The following is a 15,575-nucleotide window of genomic DNA, read 5'->3' on the forward strand; positions in this document are numbered from 1 at the left end:
ACGGACTAAAGCCGAAGTACGCCGCACGCCTGCATCACACCCGAACGCCCGTTCAGACGCGCGGCGCTTCGTCGCGCATCCCGCCATCCACGCCACCCACATCTTCCGGATCGGGCATCGCCACATCGGGGATGGCGGCCATCTCCTCTTCCGACATGCTCGATACGGCCGCCGCGCTGACGCTTTCCTGCCGCGCGACCATGCGTCCGGATTCGACCAGTCGACGAATGCGATCGAACACCTCGGCACGACCGAATGGCTTCTTCATGAAATCGTCGGCGCCGAAGCGCTGCACATAGAACTGCTCGGTGGCCTGTGCGTTGCCGCTGATCATGACGATGGGAATGTCGCGGGTGCGTTCGTCGTGGCGCAGCGTGCGCAGCACCATGAAACCATTCATGCCCGGCAGCACGATGTCGAGGAAGATCAGCGCCGGACGCTCGCTGCGCGCCAGTTCCAGCGCCTGCTCGCCACTCTCAACCGGCAACACGGCATAGCCGTCCTGGATGAGCAACTTGGCCAGTACCGCGCGAATGGTCGAAGAGTCATCGACCACCATCACGCACGCGCCTGCCTCGGCCTGCACCCGTGATTCCTGACGGCGCTCGGCTTGGCCACCCAACAGGCGTCGGAACATATTCATCGCTGTCATGTTCCTGCCTCCCATCCGGATTCCTAGGTTCAGTGTGCGTGCCTGTGCAACAAGGCGCAATCGGACATGCGAACGAGGCCGTCAGCCCTGTTCCTTGATGCGGCGCAATTGCCGCCGGGCCTGCTTGTCGGGCTTCCCCTGTGGTGCAACCGGGCGCGAGAAACGACGCAATTCCCGCTGTTCTTCGCGCGCCTCGCGGCTCTCCTCAGTTTCGCGGTACAGCGTCTGCGCCACCCGCGCCGGCCCTCGGACGGCCGAGAGTCCCAGCACCTCGACATCGAACCGCTCCTCTCCGCGCGTCACACGCAGGCGGTCGCCGACCTTGATCGAGCGCGAGGGCTTGCACGGCCCGCCATTGTGCTCGATCTTGCCGCCATCAATGGCCTCCCGGCTCAGACGTCGGGTCTTGAAGAAGCGCGCCGCCCACAACCACTGGTCCGCACGCACCGATTCACTGTTCGCTTCGGTCATGTCTCGATTATGCTGGATCGCGACTCGGATACCAGGAGGCGACGATGGACCTCGGTTTCGATCTCAAATGGCTGATCGTGGCCCTGCCGCTGGCCGGTGCCATACTGAAATGGCTGCGCAGCCACAACGACAGGACGCTCTCGCCACCGACATCGCCGATGACCGACACGGACATCGAGCAGCTGGTGCGCGAGGGCAAGACTATCGAAGCGATCAAAGCGATCCGCAAGAAGTACGCGTGCGGCCTGCAACAGGCCAAGGCACATTTCGAAGCGATCCGGGATCGGCAACGCGACGACTGACTCAGCCTGTCAGCAACCAGTCTCCGAGGGGCACGGTCAACAGCGACAACACAATGCCGAGTCCCAGAATGCTGTTGGCCAGATCGGTGTCCAGTTCGTACTCGCTGACCAGGATCGCCGCCGAAATCATCGGCGCCATCGCCGCCTCCAGCACACCCACGGTCAACACCAGACCATGCAGACCGGTGGCCAGCCCCAGTGCCAGGCAGAGCAACGGCCCCGCCAGCAGCTTCCAGCCCAGCCCTCCTGCCATCACGCCCGCCTGACCGCGCACACCGCCCAGATGAAACTGCATGCCGACGGCGAACAGCGCCAACGGCGTCAGCGTCGCGCCGATGGGCGATAGCATTTCATCGACGACCGACGGCCAACCGCCCAGCTGCCCCACGACCATGCCCGCCAACAGGGCCAGAAATGCGGGAAAGGTGAAGATCTTGCGCAGCACGTGGTGCGCTCTGGGCTTGCGGCCCGCATAGAGTGAAGCCACCACGATGGCTGCCGAGGCCAACAAGGGAAACGTGCCCAACTGATCGGCGACGATCGCCAGCTTCAGCCCTTCCTCGCCGTGCAGCGCATGCAACAGCGGATAGCCCATGAAGCTGGTGTTGCCCAGCCCGCAGACCAGCACCAGCGTGCCGATGCGCGCACGCGACCAGCCGCGCCAGCGGCCGATGCCTTCGAACAGCGCCCAGGCGCCGAAAAACACCAGCCAGGAAGCCGCGACCGGAAACCACAGCGCGGCCTGGAAGTGCAGCTTCGGAATCAGTTCGAGGACAATCGCCGGCAGCGCCACGTACAGCACCCACCAGTTCAGCGCGCGCGCCATGCCCTCGGGCGGATGCGCCCAGCGCGCGATCGCCACGCCGAGCAGCAGACATGCAAACAGGAGAAGCAACGCGCCCATGGCCCATCCATCTCAACAAAGCCCGACATTGAACATCATGGCCGAACTCACGCCAAACTGAAAAAATGCCCTCGCCAACCGGCAGACTGCCGATTCGCGAGATAGCCCCCCGCGCCGCCCCTGAACCCGTCATGACGGATGAGCAGCGCGCCCTCCCCAGCGGATGATGTATCCGGGATAATCATCGCTTGCACTGAACGCCTCCGATTCCATGAGCCACCTAGTCCATGGCCTGGCCAACGACGATGTCGCGCCCGACTGGCCCGCACTGACGCACGACGAGATCGTCCGCGTCCTGTCGGCCTATGGATTCGAAGGCGTAGGCGATGCGACCTGGCGCAGCCCGCGCCCGCTGTCGGCTGCGGCATTGGTGCCAACAGCCGACGGAACGGTTTTCGTCAAGCGCCATCACCGCAGCGTGCGCACGCCGACGACGCTGGGCGAAGAGCATCATTTCATTGCGCACCTGCGCGCACGCGAAGTGCCGATTCCCCGCATTTTCGAAGACAGCGCCGGGCGCAGCGTCCATGTCCACGGCGACTGGGTGTACGAAGTGCACGCCCGCGCGGAGGGCAAGGATCGATACCGCGAGGCGATTTCATGGTCGCCGCTGCATCGGCTCGATCATGCCCGTGCGGCCGGCGCCATGCTCGCGCAAGTGCATCGCGCCGCCATGGACTATCACGCGCAGCAACGCAGCACCCACATCCTGGTGGCGCGCGACGACCTGCTACGCACCGACGATCCGGTGGCCGCGCTGGCACGTCAGTTCGATGACCGCCCGGGTCTGGCCGGGTATCTGCGCCCACGCCCCTGGCGCGACGATTTCGCGCGCTGGATCATGCCGCGCCACGCGCGCCTGCAGCCACTGCTCCGCGATGTGCCGCGCCTGTGGACACACAACGACTGGCACGCGTCCAATCTGTGCTGGCGCGAGGACGACTCCGTCGCCTCGGTACTCGATTTCGGCCTGTGCTCGCCGACCAGCGCCTTGTTCGATCTCGCCACGGCCATCGAGCGCAACGCCATTGCCTGGCTGGAACTGGAGCACGGCCACGATGCCGTCTTCATCGACACCGCCCGCGCGCTCATCGAAGGCTACGCGCAAGTCGCTCGACTGGACCACCGTGACCTGCACATCCTGGCCGAAATGCTGCCACTGGTGCACCTCGACTTCGCCCTGTCGGAAGTCGAATACTTCCACACCATCACCGGCTCGACGTCCGATGCCGATGTGGCCTACGAGACCTTTTTGCTGGGGCACGCGCGCTGGTTCGACAGCCCTCCGGCGCAGGCGCTTCTGGACGCCATCCGCCATGCCGGATAGGCCGCGCGCTTTGCCTGTCGATCGATCCATGTTCCAATACGCGTCTTCGTGAAGCGGGGGTGCCTGGCGTTCGGCCGGGCTGAGAGAGTCCCTTGGAACCTGATCCGGTTGGTACCGGCGTAGGGAGCTTCGACAGGCGCAGTCCGTCCGGACTGCGCGGTCGCCGTCGCTTCGTGTCCACAGAACCGACGAGCCGACCATGTCCCGAAACGCTTCCCGCACCGCCCTCTTCCTCGCCCTGCTCGCTGCCGGCGTCACCGCCCACGCGCAGGATCCGGCCTCCGCGCAATCTTCGGCCACACCGCTGGCTCCGGTCAGCGTGAGCGCCGCGCCGGAGCAGCACGGTGCCAGCGTGGGAAGCCTCGACGGCGCGTCGCTGCACGACACCCCGGCCAGCGTCGCCACCATCGACCGCCGTCAGCTCGACGACCGCCAGCCACGCAGCATCAGCGACCTGGCCAAGCTCGACGCCTCGATGGGCGACAGCTATGCGTCGGTCGGCTACTACCAGGACACCACCATCCGCGGCTACGCGCTCGACCTGGCCACCGGCTTCCGCATCAACGACCTGACCGTCGCCGGCGCGCAGCGCTTCGGCTTGGAGAACAAGCAGAGTGTGCAGGTACTGAAAGGCCTGGCCGGCCTCGACGCCGGCGTGGTCGCGCCGGGCGGCGTGGTCAACTTCGTCACCAAGCGCCCGGCGAACGTTCGCAGCGTGACGCTGGGCACCGACTCGCACGGCTCCCGCTACACCGCCGTCGACCTGGGAGGCTGGCTGACGCCGACCTTCGGACTGCGCTTCAACGGCGCCTGGGAAGGCATCCACAGCTACGTCGACCATGCCGACGGCCGCCGCAACTTCTACGCGCTGGCCGCGGACTGGAAGATCAGCGACCGCGTCGTGCTGCGCCTGGACAGCGACTACCAGACCGTCGCGCAGCGCTCGGTCTCCGGTTACCAGTTGCTCGGCGGCACCATGCTTCCGCCCCACCCCAGTCGCACCCAGATGCTGGGCTACGAACCATGGCAGCAGCCGGTCGGCATCCAATCCAGCAACACCAGCGCACGACTGGACTACCACTTCAGCGATCAATGGAAGCTGCGCCTGGCCGCCGGCCATAGCCGCAGCGTGATCCAGGACAACGTCGCCTTCGCCTACGGCTGCTTCTACACCGCCGCCTGCGCCAGCGGCGCCACGCCCGGCAACTACTTCGCGCCGAACGGCGACTACGACATCTACGACTACCGCAGCCCGGACGACACCCGCAACAACGACGAGGCCAAGGCGACCCTGATCGGCCACGTCGAGACCGGTGCCCTGCGCCACACCCTGAGCCTGGGCGTGGACGCCTTCCGCCGCACCGTCGATCAGCGGCCGGACGTGTACGACTACGTCGGCAGCGCCAACATCGATCAGCGCAATCCGCCGGTGTATGCACCGTCGCCGAATCAGCCCGGCCCGTCCGCGCGCCGCCTGACCAGCTGGCAGCGTTCCGCGCTGGCGCAGGACCGCGTGCAGTTCGGTGACCACTGGCAGGTGCTGGCCGGCGCGCGCTTCCTGCGCCTGGACGAGCGCGCCTACGACAGTGCCGGCGCGCCCGAGCGCCACACGCGCCTCAACCAGACCCTGCCGCAAGCCGCCGTGCTGTGGCAGCCGACCGATGCCCTGACCGGCTACGTCAGCTACAGCGAGAGCCTCTCGCTGGGCCAGGAAGCCCCCTACTGGACTAGCAATGACGGCGAGATCCTGCCACCCCTGTTGTCGCGCCAGATTGAAACGGGCGTGAAGATCGACACCGACGAAGGCGTGTCGCTGAGCGCCGCGCTGTTCCGTATCCGCCGCCCCTACCAGTTCGCGCAGCCGGACACCTCTGCCGCCGGCTATACCTTCGTGCAGCGCGGCCAGGCCGTGCACAGCGGTCTCGAACTGGGCGCGCACGGCCAGGTGACCGACCACCTGCGCATCGATGCCAGCGCCGCCTGGCTGCGCGCCCGCGCGCAGAACACCGGCACGCCATCGTACGAAGGCCACCAGGTCGTCAACGTGCCGGCGCTGCGCACCTCGGTGTTCGCGGAATACACGCTGCCGGCACTGCCGAAGCTGACTCTGCTCGGCGGCTGGCGATACAGCGGAGCCAAGGCCGCCACCGCCGACGACCGCACTCGCGTCAGCGCCTACAACGTGTTCGATGCCGGCCTGCGCTACCGTGGCCGCTTCATGGACCACGCGCTGACCTGGCGACTGATCGTGAACAACGTGTTCGACCGCTTCTACTGGCGCGACACCGGCAGCGCCTTCGGCGACTACTACCTGTTCCCGAGCGCGCCGCGCCGGGCACGGTTGTCGGTCACCTGGGATTTCTGAGGTGATCCGCTCGACACAGCCACGGACACCAGCGGCTTCGCGACATGCCGGGGCCGAGTGGTGGAACGTCATGCACGAAACCCGTGGCGCGTTGTCCGCAACGCGCCCGTCCCGACAGTCCGCGCGGCGCTCCAGCCGAGCGCGCGGACTGCGCCCTCTGCCTGATGCCGCGCGTGCGCAGGTGAAACGGAAGCGCTGCCGATGACCATGACCTGGATGGAACTGCTCGGCTCGGCCCTCAGCATCTGGGCCGTCTGGCTGACCGCACGACGACGCATGCTGAGCTTCCCGATCGGCATGCTGTCGGTGATCGTCTATGCCTGGATCTTCGTGCGGGCGCAGCTGTATTCGGACACGCTGCTGCAGATCCTCTTCGCCGGCTTCATCCTGTACGGCTGGGTGCGCTGGATCCGCAATCTGGACGACGATGGCCGCGTGCGTATCGCGCCGCTGCCATCGCGGCGCGCATGGATCAGCGCGTTGGTTGGCGCGGTCGGCGCCGTGCTTCTGGGCTGGACCATGCATCGCTACACCGATGCCTCCCTGCCCTGGCTGGACGCCGCCCTGACCGCTTTCAGCCTGGTCGCGCAGTACTGGCAGGACCGCCGCCACACGGCGGCCTGGTGGTTGTGGATCGTCGTCGACACCATCTACATCGGCGAATACATCTACAAGGATCTGTACATCACCTCGGCGCTGTATGCGGTTTTCGTCGGCCTGGCCGTGATAGGCCTGCGCGCCTGGCAACAAGTCGAACAGGCTTCGGCGCCGCAATCGGTCTGCGCGCCCGACGTTCCGTAGTTCAGCCGCTCAATGTTCTCCGGACGCGCTCGCGTCCGGGCGCTGCAGCCAGCGCTTCGCCATCCGACGCAGGGAGTCGTCCAGCGAAACGTCGGCGGCGATCTCGATGACGTCGCGCCAGGCCAGCGCGTGCGACTCCTCATTGAGCGTGAATCGCTCGTCGTCGCCGGCCCGAACCACATAGCGCACGTCGTAGTGCCAGTGCTCGGGCTCGGTGCCGCGCGCAGGAATGCGATGGCGATCGAGATCGTAGATGCCGCCCTCCACGGCGAGACCCGGCACGCCGGTTTCCTCTTCCGCCTCGCGCAGCGCCACGCGCGCCAGATCGACGTCGCCGTCGGCGTGGCCACCCGGCTGCAACCAGCGATCGAGCTTGCGGTGATGCATCAGCAGCGCACGACGACCGTCTCGGCTGACCAGCCAGCACGACGCCGTGAAATGCCCTTGCAGGCGCGTCCGCTCGAAAGCATGCACGCCGTCTTCGACCAGGGTCAGGAACAGCGCAGCCGTGTCGTGATCGGCCTGTTCATCGGCATGGGCGCGCAGGGCCGCGCGCAGATCGTCGAGGTCGTGAGGCATGAGGTCCGCCTGGCAAATCGGGCAGCCTGCCCGTTCCATTCGCCGCCGGCAAGCGCGGGGCAGGCATGACTTCTGTCCTTGTACGGGTATCGGGAGTTTGGCATGGTACGTCGGCTTTGCTGCGCAACGTGTCAGTATGCGCAGACAAGAATGAAGCAGGCGCAGCCTGGCTTGCGTCGTCGTGCTTACCCGGGGAGACCACCATCCAATGAAGAACCTGTTCATCACCAAGCCGGTGCATGCCGAGCCGCACGTCGTCGCCGGCGAAGAAGTCGAGCTGGCCCGCACGCTCAACTGGCGACACCTCATCATGCTGGGCATCGGCGCCGTGATCGGCGCAGGTATCTTCGTCATCACCGGCACGGCGGCCGCCGAGCATGCCGGCCCGGCGATCATCCTCAGCTTCGTGTTCGCCGGCATCGCCTGCGCCTTCGCCGCCCTGTGCTACGCCGAATTCTCGGCGATGATTCCGGTCTCCGGCAGCGCCTACAGCTACACCTATTCCACGCTGGGCGAGGCCGTCGCCTGGTTCGTCGGCTGGAGCCTGGTGCTGGAATACCTGTTCGCCGCCTCCACGGTGGCGGTCGGCTGGGCTGGCTACACATTGAGTTTCCTCGACGATCATGGCCTGCATCTCCCGGCAGTACTGCGCTCGGCTCCTTTCACGTTCAAGCAAGAGCAGTTCGTCTGGACCGGCGCTTGGTTCAACCTGCCGGCGGTGCTGATCATCGGCGCCATCGCCATGCTGTGCTACCGCGGCATCAAGGAGTCGGCCACGGTCAACGCCGTCATCGTGGCGCTGAAGGTCGGCGTGGTGCTGCTGGTGGTGATCTTCGGCGCGCACTACGTTCACCCGGACAACTGGCATCCGTTCATCCCGCCCAACCAGGGTCCGGGCATCTACGGCTGGTCGGGCGTGTTCCGCGGCGCCTCGATCGTGTTCTTCGCCTACATCGGTTTCGACGCGGTCTCCACCGCGGCGCAGGAAGTGAAGAACCCGCAGCGCGACATGCCGATCGGCATCATGGGCTCGTTGTTCATCTGCACGCTGCTGTACATCGCCATGGCCGCGGTGCTGACCGGCATGCTGCCCTACACCAAGCTCGGCACCGCCGAGCCGGTCGCCACCGCGCTGGCCGCGGTCCCGCAGCTGGCCTGGCTGAAGACCGCTGCCGAACTGGCCGCCATCGCCGGTCTGAGCACGGTGATCCTGGTGATGATGATGGGCCAGCCGCGCATCTTCTACGCCATGGCCAACGACGGCCTGCTGCCGAAGACCTTCGGCAAGGTGCATCCTAAGTTCCGCACCCCGCATCGCGCCACGGTGATCGTCGCCGTGATCGCCGCCGTCATGGCCGCGTTCCTGCCGATCAGCCTGCTCGGCGACGTGGTGTCGATGGGTACCCTGGTGGCCTTCGCCACGGTGTCGGCCGGCGTGCTGATCCTGCGCTACACCCAGCCGGAACTGAAGCGCTCGTTCCGCGTGCCGCTGGCGATCGTCGTGTGCCCGCTGGGCGTGCTCGCCTGTCTGGCGCTGATCTGGATCATGCCGCTTCGCAACTGGCTGATTCTTCTGGTCTGGACCGTCATCGGCTTCGTGGTCTACTTCAGCTACGGTTACAAGCACAGCAAGTTGCGCAACGCGCAATCGTCCTGATGTCCGTCACGACGCCGGCCTTTGCGCCGGCGTCGTGATTTGACGCTTCCGCACATTTGCCCGACCCGGTATCGCCATGTCCGTACTGCACCAGCTGTTCGCCCGCAAGACCTCGTTCCGCGACGACGACGACACGCACGGTCCGGGACTCCGGCGCACGCTGGGACCGTGGGGCATCACCGCCCTGGGTATCGGCGCCGTGATCGGCACAGGCATCTTCGTGGTCACCGGCACCGCGGCGGCCGAACACGCCGGACCGGCCGTGCTGATCTCGTTCATCCTGGCCGCGATCTGCAGCGGCTTCTCGGCGCTTTGCTACGCCGAGTTCGCCACCCTGATCCCGATCTCGGGCAGCTCCTACTCCTACGCCTACGCCACGCTGGGCGAGATCGTGGCCTGGTTCATCGGCTGGAACATGGTGCTGGAATACGGCATCTCGGCCTCCGCGGTCGCCACCAGCTGGACCGGCTACTTCAGCAGCATGCTGCACGACTTCTTCGGCATCCAGCTGCCCGCGGCGCTGACCAACGCGCCGCTGGCCTTCACCGACGGCCATCTGGTGAGCACCGGCGCACTGTTCAACCTGCCCGCCGTGGCCATCGTGCTGGCGCTGACCTGGCTGTGCTACATCGGCATCCGCGAATCCTCGGGGCTCAACGCGTTCATGGTGGTGCTCAAGGTCGGCCTGATCCTGGCCATCATTGTCGCCGGCGCGCGCTACGTCGACACATCCCACTGGCACCCGTTCATTCCGGAATCGCAAGGCCACGACAAATACGGCTGGTCCGGCATCTTCCGCGGCGCGGCGATGGTGTTCTTCGCCTATATCGGCTTCGAGGCCACCTCGACGGCGGCGCAGGAATGCAAGAATCCACAGCGCGACCTGCCTTTCGGCATCATCGTCTCGCTGGTGCTGTGCACGCTGCTCTATCTGGGTATGGCCGCCGTCATGACGGGCCTGGTGCCGTACTCGGTGCTCGATACGGCCGATCCGGTCATCACCGCGATTCGCGGCCACTCCGAACTGAACTGGCTGCGTCCGCTGGTCGAAGTCGGCGCGCTGATCGGCCTGTCCTCGGTGATCCTGGTGATGATCATCGCGCAACCGCGCATTTTCATGATCATGGCGCGCGACGGCATGCTGCCGAAGGTGTTCGCCAAGGTGCACCCGCGCTACCGCACGCCACACATCAACACCCTGATCACCGGCTTCGGCATCGCCGCGCTGGCGGCGATCTTCCCGCTGGACCTGCTGGCCGATCTGACCTCAATGGGCACGCTGATCGCCTTCACTGCCGTCTGCGCGGGCGTGCTGATCCTGCGCTACACCGCGCCGGACCTGAAGCGCACTTTCCGCGTCCCGTGGGCGCACGTGATGTGCTCGGCCGGCGTGCTCAGCTGCCTGTTCCTGCTGTCGCAGATGAACTGGTTCAACTGGACCCTTATGGGCGTGTGGACCATGATCGGCCTGGCGATCTATTTCGGCTTCGGCTACCGCCACAGCCGGCTTCGGCGGCCTGTGGGAGCACCGGAGCGCCCCTGAACATACGCATGCGCACGGAACGATCAAAGTTAGAAAAACTCTCATGAATCATGCGCAAAGATATGATTTAAAAGCGGAATAAAAATTCAGGCCCGATTTAACACAACGATAACTGGCTGCGGCCACTACTGGGGAGTATCATCCCCAGTCCGCGGGTTATTCACTTGGCAGTGGGCCCCGGAATGCCGCTCGGGCGCGTCTGGCGGGTCAGCTCCTCAGCCAGGCGCGCTCGGGCAGCAACTTACCTTTCGGATTCGCCACCCCCTTCTTGTCTGTTCCTGCATCGCACTTCGATGCGAACACGCCTGCGTGCGAGGAACTCCACGACGGCGACCTACACCCCGATCGCAGACACGACGAAGGCCGGACAAGCCGGCCTTCGCGAGTAACCATGAGTGACGCGCGAGGAGCGCGTCGGCCGTCAGGCCTTCGGTTGATGCGACACGCACCAGCCCTTGGCGTTGACGTCCTTGCCCGGGAACAGTTGGCACGGCCCCCAAGCGGCGCCCGCCTTGCCCTGGTAGAACTGGCAGTTGGTGCAGTCGTCGCCGGCCTTGTGCTTCGGGTTCGTGGTCTTGGTGTTGTCCTCGACGTACCCCAGTGCCTGCGCGGTGGGATCGGACGGCGACAGATGCGGAAGATCGGCAGCGCGCGCAAGACGCGGCATGATGCCGGCCACGGCGGCCACGGCTGCGGTTCCCGCCGCGGCCTTCAGGAAACGGCGCCGGGATTCGATCATGGAGTCCTTGCTAGTCATCGTTACACCTCGCTGGGATAAAGACGTGAACGGCAGTCGTCACACCGTGAACAAGCCGATAGTACACCGAGTTTTCACGCGTGTCCTGAACGGTGAGAATGGCTTGCATTCCGCCTTTCCGCACCGAATGCGCATGCTATGATCGCCGCCTGTTTGGACGGCCAAATTGCCTACATGAACGCTCTCCCCGCCTACGATCCCGAGCAATTTTCCGCCTGCGCCGCGGCCATTGCCGATGCTGCGCGCGAGTTCGCCGCCATGGGCTGGACACCGGCCACCAGCAGTAACTTCTCGATGCGCATGGACGACGGCGACCACGTCGCCATCACGGTGTCGGGCCGCGACAAGGGACGCCTGGGCAGCGACGACATCATGGTCGTGGACCTGCACGACCATCCGGTCGCCACCGAACGGCGTCCGTCCGCCGAAACCGCGCTGCACACGCAGATCTACCGCCGATTCCCGGATACACGCGCCGTGTTGCACACGCATTCGCGCACGCAGAGCGTGGCCTCGCGCCTGTTCGGCCGCGAGGGCCGCGTGCGCCTGCAGGGCTGGGAACTGCAGAAAGCCATCAGCGGCCACACCACACACGAAAGCACACTGGATATCCCGGTGTTCCCGAACACCCAGCACATGCCCGAACTGACGGCGCGCATCGATGCCTGGCTGGACACCGGCCGGCCGCTGCACGCCTACCTGATCGACGGCCACGGCCTGTACACCTGGGGGCGCAGCATGGACGAAGCGCGCCGTCATCTGGAAGCACTGGAATTCCTGCTCGGCTGCGAGCTGGACCTGAGGAGACTGTCTTCATGAGCCGTCTGCGCATCTACGACGAGAACCGTGGCGAGACCGCGCTCTCCGAGTATCTCGACCATGCCGGGATCGCCCGCGAACTGGGCAACGTCGGCGTCCGTTTCGAGCAATGGGAAGCCGCGCACCCAATCGCGCCGGGCGCAGCGCCCGACGACGTCATCGCCGCCTACCGCGACGACATCGACCGCCTGATGACCAGCGAGGGCTATCGCGCCGTCGACGTCATCAGCCTGCATCCGGACCATCCCGATCGCGCCACGCTGCGCAAGAAGTTCCTGGACGAGCACACGCACAGCGAGGACGAGGTGCGCTTCTTCGTCGCCGGCGCGGGCCAGTTCACCCTGCACATCGAGGGCAAGGTGTACGAGGTGCTGTGCGAAGCCGGCGACCTGATCGGCGTGCCCGACGGCACCCGGCACTGGTTCGACATGAGCGAGGCGCCGTACTTCGTCGCCATCCGCCTGTTCACCAACCCGGAAGGCTGGGTCGCGAACTTCACCGGCGAGGACATCGCCGAGCGCTTCCCGCGCATGACCCCGCACGCATCGGCGACCGGCTGACCGCCCTCGCGCGAGACGCCGAGGGCGGCGAAGCGCTATGCTCGCCGCACATTCCTCTACGCGCACACCATGTCCGACACACGCGTCATCGTCACCGACATCGAAGGCACCACCAGTTCGATCCGCTTCGTGCACGAGGTGCTGTTTCCCTATGCGCGCAAGCGTCTTCCGGCCTTCGTCGAAACACATGCCGACAAGCCCGAAGTCCAGCACTGGCTCAGCGAGGCCGCGCGCGAAGCCGGCTTCATCGAGGCCTCGCGCAACGAAGTCATCGATCTGCTGATCGGCTGGATCGACAGCGACCGCAAGGCCACGTCGCTGAAGGCACTGCAGGGACTGATCTGGGCCGAAGGCTACGCCAGCGGCGACTACCTTGGCCACGTCTATCCCGAAGTCGCCGATCGCCTGCGCGCCTGGCACAAGGCCGGCATCCGCCTGTACGTGTACTCGTCCGGCTCGGTCGACGCACAGAAGCTGCTGTTCGGCCACAGCGAAGCCGGCGATCTGACGCCGCTGTTCAGCGGCTACTTCGATACCCGCACCGGCCCCAAGCGCGAAACGGAATCCTATGTCCGCATTCTCGAAGCGGTCGGAGAAACGGGGGAACACGTCCTGTTCCTGTCCGACGTGACGGCCGAACTCGACGCCGCGCGCGCCGCCGGCATGCGCACCACGCAGCTGTGCCGCCCACCCGAGACTTGTTCCGCGTCGGCGACGCATCCGTGCGTGGCCGACTTCGACGCCGTCGAGGTGTGACATGCGCATGCGTCTGCGCGGACTGCTGATCGGCGCCGTCGGCGCGCTGCTCGCCGTCGGCGCATCGCATCTCATCACCCGTGCTCTGGCGCAGACGCCAGCACCACCGAAACCCGCGCAGACGGCACCGGCCAGCGCGCCCGATCCGTGGGCACACTGGCCCGAGAATGGCCCCACGCCGGAACAGGTGATGTACGCGCAGCCACGCCTGATGCGCCAGGCCATCGCACGACTGAAACCGCAGGATCCGCACAAAATCGACCTGTACCTGATCGCCTTCGCCGGCGACGGCAGCGAGAACGTGTTCCGCAACGAAGCCGAATACGCGGCCCGGCTGTTCGCCCAGCGCTTCGACGCGGACGGCCACACGCTGGTGCTGGAGAACAACCCGGCCACGCTGCAACGCGCGCCGCTGGCGACCTGGAGCAACCTGGAACAGGCCCTGGCCGCCGTGCACCGGGTCATGGATCCGAAACAGGACATTCTGGTTCTGTACCTGACCAGCCACGGCAGCGCCGATCACTATCTGCTGGTCGACATGGACCCGATGCCGCTGGATCAGATCGGCACGAAGGACCTGGCCGGCATCCTCGCCGAGCACCCCTTCCGCTGGAAGGTGGTGGTCGTCAACGCCTGCTACTCCGGCGGCTTCGTGCCGCCGCTGAAGGGACCGGGCACGCTGGTCATGACCGCCGCGCGCAAAGACCGCAGCTCGTTCGGCTGCGGCAGCGAATCGGACATCACCTATTTCGGCGACGCCTTCCTAGCGCACGCACTGAACCGCACCGACAACCTGATCGCCGCCTTCGGCATGGCGCGCAAGCGCATCGCCGGCTGGGAAAAGCGCGACGGACTGACGCCCTCGGCCCCGCAGATCGAGGCCGACGCCGGCATCCGCGCACGACTCGCGGCGTGGCGCTCGCAGATTCGCGTTGGAAAACCGCTCGCATTCGCTCCGGCGGGAAGCGCCCGCGCCACGTGCGACCATCACGACGCTTGCCGCACTGCGGAACCCGGCCTACGGTAGACAGTCCTGCCCAGGCGCGGAGCACGCCATGTCCGACGAACACCAAGAGACGTCCCTCGAACTGTCGCGCAAGCTGGTGGTCCTGGCCGCCGAACGCACGCTGTCCGCCTGGATCCGCACGGCGCTATCCCTGATGGCGCTGGGTTTCGTCATCGACCGCTTCGGCCTGATCCTGCATCGCCTCCCGACCTCGGGCGCGCATTCGCCGCTGTATCCACGCATGCTGTCGACCTGGGGCGGCTCGATCCTGGTCGGCATGGGCGTGCTGATGACGCTGGCGGCAGGCATCCGTTACCTGCATTTCGCTCGCGGTTATCGAAACCAGCGCAGCACCACGCTGGGTCCCAGCCTGCACATGGGCGCGCTGTTCGCGCTGTTGCTGGCCGCGTTCGGCACTGCGCTGATCGTGCTGCTGACTGCCGTTCTGCCCTGAGGCCACCATGAAACTCTATGTCAGTCTGACCTCTCCCTTCGCACGCAAGGTCCGCATCGGCCTGGCCGAGAAAGGACTTGCCCAGCGGATCGAACAGATCGTGGTCGACCCGTGGAACGATGACGGCACGCTCACCGCCACCAACCCGCTGTCGCAGGTGCCTGCGCTGCAACTGGACGACGGCCTGGCGCTGACCGACAGCGACACCATCCTCGGCTGGCTCGACCGCGCCTTCCCGCAGCCGCCGCTGTGGCCGCACGACCCGCAGGCGCGCACCCACGCCGAAGCCATCGCCGCCCTGGCGCAGACCCTGCTCGAATACACGGTGTTTCTGGTGCTCGAAGACCGCCGTCCGCCGGCGATGCGCAGCGCGCCCATGATCGAGCGACGCACGCAATCCCTGATGCGAGGCATCGAAGCGCTGAACAGCCGTTTCCATGCCAGCACCGTCCACTTCCACTTGGACAGCATCGGTGTGGCCTGCGCACTCGGCTATCTGGATTTTCGCCAGCCCGAGCTGGACTGGCGCAGGCACGCGCCGAAACTCGCTACGTGGATGGAATGGGCTGCACAGCGACCGTCGGTCCGCGACACGGCACCGCCTCCGGCGTGACACGACAGC

17 protein-coding genes and 1 riboswitch are annotated in these 15,575 nt (G+C 66.2%); of the genes, 12 read left to right on the top strand and 5 right to left on the bottom strand.

Annotated elements, in window-relative coordinates:
* Positions 1-52 precede the first annotated feature (52 nt).
* On the bottom strand, positions 53-652 hold the full coding sequence (locus tag HF690_RS01965) for a response regulator (protein WP_113065867.1): 600 nt from the start codon (positions 650-652) through the stop codon (positions 53-55).
* A gap of 81 nt (positions 653-733) precedes the next feature.
* Positions 734-1,123, bottom strand: coding sequence for an RNA-binding S4 domain-containing protein (locus HF690_RS01970; RefSeq protein WP_113065866.1), 390 nt, complete (start codon positions 1,121-1,123; stop codon positions 734-736).
* Positions 1,124-1,167: 44 nt separating this feature from the next.
* Here HF690_RS01970 and HF690_RS01975 point away from each other — a divergent pair, with 44 nt between their 5' ends.
* Positions 1,168-1,425 (top strand): hypothetical protein, encoded by a 258-nt coding sequence (locus HF690_RS01975; RefSeq protein ID WP_168608264.1) that lies wholly within the window; start codon positions 1,168-1,170, stop codon positions 1,423-1,425.
* A 1-nt stretch (position 1,426) separates the two neighbouring features.
* On the opposite strand, the gene HF690_RS01980 is transcribed toward HF690_RS01975, so the two are convergent.
* Positions 1,427-2,329 (bottom strand): AEC family transporter, encoded by a 903-nt coding sequence (locus HF690_RS01980; protein WP_193568355.1) that lies wholly within the window; start codon positions 2,327-2,329, stop codon positions 1,427-1,429.
* A gap of 211 nt (positions 2,330-2,540) precedes the next feature.
* Here HF690_RS01980 and HF690_RS01985 point away from each other — a divergent pair, with 211 nt between their 5' ends.
* From HF690_RS01985 to pnuC, 3 genes are all read left to right on the top strand, one after another.
* Positions 2,541-3,656: a phosphotransferase enzyme family protein gene (locus tag HF690_RS01985; protein WP_168608265.1), complete on the top strand. Its 1,116-nt coding sequence runs from the start codon at positions 2,541-2,543 to the stop codon at positions 3,654-3,656.
* 45 nt (positions 3,657-3,701) lie between these two features.
* Positions 3,702-3,799: riboswitch (TPP riboswitch) on the top strand.
* 56 nt (positions 3,800-3,855) lie between these two features.
* A complete protein-coding gene (locus HF690_RS01990; protein ID WP_168608266.1) occupies positions 3,856-6,021 on the top strand; it encodes a TonB-dependent siderophore receptor in 2,166 nt (721 codons plus the stop codon).
* A gap of 207 nt (positions 6,022-6,228) precedes the next feature.
* Positions 6,229-6,822 carry a nicotinamide riboside transporter PnuC gene (pnuC, locus tag HF690_RS01995; protein ID WP_168608516.1) on the top strand — a complete coding sequence of 198 codons (594 nt, stop codon included), beginning with the start codon at positions 6,229-6,231 and terminating at the stop codon, positions 6,820-6,822.
* A 9-nt stretch (positions 6,823-6,831) separates the two neighbouring features.
* Here the strand turns inward: pnuC and HF690_RS02000 are convergent, their stop codons facing one another.
* Positions 6,832-7,401 (bottom strand): NUDIX hydrolase, encoded by a 570-nt coding sequence (locus HF690_RS02000; RefSeq protein WP_168608267.1) that lies wholly within the window; start codon positions 7,399-7,401, stop codon positions 6,832-6,834.
* 208 nt (positions 7,402-7,609) lie between these two features.
* Here HF690_RS02000 and HF690_RS02005 point away from each other — a divergent pair, with 208 nt between their 5' ends.
* Both HF690_RS02005 and HF690_RS02010 read left to right on the top strand, forming a co-directional pair.
* Positions 7,610-9,058 carry an amino acid permease gene (locus tag HF690_RS02005; protein WP_168608268.1) on the top strand — a complete coding sequence of 483 codons (1,449 nt, stop codon included), beginning with the start codon at positions 7,610-7,612 and terminating at the stop codon, positions 9,056-9,058.
* A gap of 76 nt (positions 9,059-9,134) precedes the next feature.
* Positions 9,135-10,601: an amino acid permease gene (locus tag HF690_RS02010; RefSeq protein ID WP_168608269.1), complete on the top strand. Its 1,467-nt coding sequence runs from the start codon at positions 9,135-9,137 to the stop codon at positions 10,599-10,601.
* A 421-nt stretch (positions 10,602-11,022) separates the two neighbouring features.
* Here the strand turns inward: HF690_RS02010 and HF690_RS02015 are convergent, their stop codons facing one another.
* Entirely contained in the window at positions 11,023-11,358 is a 336-nt protein-coding gene (locus HF690_RS02015; RefSeq protein ID WP_205300780.1) for a high-potential iron-sulfur protein, read from the bottom strand.
* A 174-nt stretch (positions 11,359-11,532) separates the two neighbouring features.
* Here HF690_RS02015 and HF690_RS02020 point away from each other — a divergent pair, with 174 nt between their 5' ends.
* From HF690_RS02020 to HF690_RS02045, 6 genes are all read left to right on the top strand, one after another.
* Positions 11,533-12,177 carry a methylthioribulose 1-phosphate dehydratase gene (locus HF690_RS02020; RefSeq protein ID WP_168608270.1) on the top strand — a complete coding sequence of 215 codons (645 nt, stop codon included), beginning with the start codon at positions 11,533-11,535 and terminating at the stop codon, positions 12,175-12,177.
* Entirely contained in the window at positions 12,174-12,737 is a 564-nt protein-coding gene (locus HF690_RS02025) for a 1,2-dihydroxy-3-keto-5-methylthiopentene dioxygenase (RefSeq protein ID WP_113065858.1), read from the top strand. The genes HF690_RS02020 and HF690_RS02025 overlap by 4 nt, the downstream gene beginning before the upstream one ends.
* A gap of 69 nt (positions 12,738-12,806) precedes the next feature.
* Entirely contained in the window at positions 12,807-13,493 is a 687-nt protein-coding gene (mtnC, locus tag HF690_RS02030; protein WP_168608271.1) for an acireductone synthase, read from the top strand.
* A gap of 1 nt (position 13,494) precedes the next feature.
* A complete protein-coding gene (locus HF690_RS02035; RefSeq protein ID WP_168608272.1) occupies positions 13,495-14,520 on the top strand; it encodes a C13 family peptidase in 1,026 nt (341 codons plus the stop codon).
* A 28-nt stretch (positions 14,521-14,548) separates the two neighbouring features.
* Positions 14,549-14,953: a YidH family protein gene (locus HF690_RS02040; RefSeq protein ID WP_113065855.1), complete on the top strand. Its 405-nt coding sequence runs from the start codon at positions 14,549-14,551 to the stop codon at positions 14,951-14,953.
* A 7-nt stretch (positions 14,954-14,960) separates the two neighbouring features.
* The gene (locus tag HF690_RS02045; protein ID WP_168608273.1) at positions 14,961-15,566 is read left to right on the top strand and encodes a glutathione S-transferase N-terminal domain-containing protein; all 606 of its coding nucleotides are present in this window, start codon (positions 14,961-14,963) and stop codon (positions 15,564-15,566) included.
* Positions 15,567-15,575 lie beyond the last annotated feature (9 nt).

Source organism: Oleiagrimonas citrea (genome assembly GCF_012395255.1).
In the GTDB taxonomy this organism is placed as follows: Bacteria; Pseudomonadota; Gammaproteobacteria; order Xanthomonadales; family Rhodanobacteraceae; genus Oleiagrimonas; species Oleiagrimonas citrea.

Excerpts from the sequence above, each read along its gene's own strand:
- HF690_RS02010 (WP_168608269.1), top strand. The coding sequence starts at position 9,135 with ATGTCCGTACTGCACCAGCTGTTCGCCCGCAAGACCTCGTTCCGCGAC.
- mtnC (WP_168608271.1), top strand. The coding sequence starts at position 12,807 with ATGTCCGACACACGCGTCATCGTCACCGACATCGAAGGCACCACCAGT.
- HF690_RS01970 (WP_113065866.1), bottom strand. The coding sequence starts at position 1,123 with ATGACCGAAGCGAACAGTGAATCGGTGCGTGCGGACCAGTGGTTGTGG.
- HF690_RS01980 (WP_193568355.1), bottom strand. The coding sequence starts at position 2,329 with ATGGGCGCGTTGCTTCTCCTGTTTGCATGTCTGCTGCTCGGCGTGGCG.
- HF690_RS02040 (WP_113065855.1), top strand. The coding sequence starts at position 14,549 with ATGTCCGACGAACACCAAGAGACGTCCCTCGAACTGTCGCGCAAGCTG.
- HF690_RS01965 (WP_113065867.1), bottom strand. The coding sequence starts at position 652 with ATGACAGCGATGAATATGTTCCGACGCCTGTTGGGTGGCCAAGCCGAG.
- HF690_RS02045 (WP_168608273.1), top strand. The coding sequence starts at position 14,961 with ATGAAACTCTATGTCAGTCTGACCTCTCCCTTCGCACGCAAGGTCCGC.
- HF690_RS02035 (WP_168608272.1), top strand. The coding sequence starts at position 13,495 with ATGCGCATGCGTCTGCGCGGACTGCTGATCGGCGCCGTCGGCGCGCTG.
- HF690_RS02015 (WP_205300780.1), bottom strand. The coding sequence starts at position 11,358 with ATGACTAGCAAGGACTCCATGATCGAATCCCGGCGCCGTTTCCTGAAG.
- HF690_RS01990 (WP_168608266.1), top strand. The coding sequence starts at position 3,856 with ATGTCCCGAAACGCTTCCCGCACCGCCCTCTTCCTCGCCCTGCTCGCT.
- HF690_RS01985 (WP_168608265.1), top strand. The coding sequence starts at position 2,541 with ATGAGCCACCTAGTCCATGGCCTGGCCAACGACGATGTCGCGCCCGAC.
- pnuC (WP_168608516.1), top strand. The coding sequence starts at position 6,229 with ATGACCTGGATGGAACTGCTCGGCTCGGCCCTCAGCATCTGGGCCGTC.
- HF690_RS02000 (WP_168608267.1), bottom strand. The coding sequence starts at position 7,401 with ATGCCTCACGACCTCGACGATCTGCGCGCGGCCCTGCGCGCCCATGCC.
- HF690_RS02005 (WP_168608268.1), top strand. The coding sequence starts at position 7,610 with ATGAAGAACCTGTTCATCACCAAGCCGGTGCATGCCGAGCCGCACGTC.
- HF690_RS01975 (WP_168608264.1), top strand. The coding sequence starts at position 1,168 with ATGGACCTCGGTTTCGATCTCAAATGGCTGATCGTGGCCCTGCCGCTG.
- HF690_RS02020 (WP_168608270.1), top strand. The coding sequence starts at position 11,533 with ATGAACGCTCTCCCCGCCTACGATCCCGAGCAATTTTCCGCCTGCGCC.
- HF690_RS02025 (WP_113065858.1), top strand. The coding sequence starts at position 12,174 with ATGAGCCGTCTGCGCATCTACGACGAGAACCGTGGCGAGACCGCGCTC.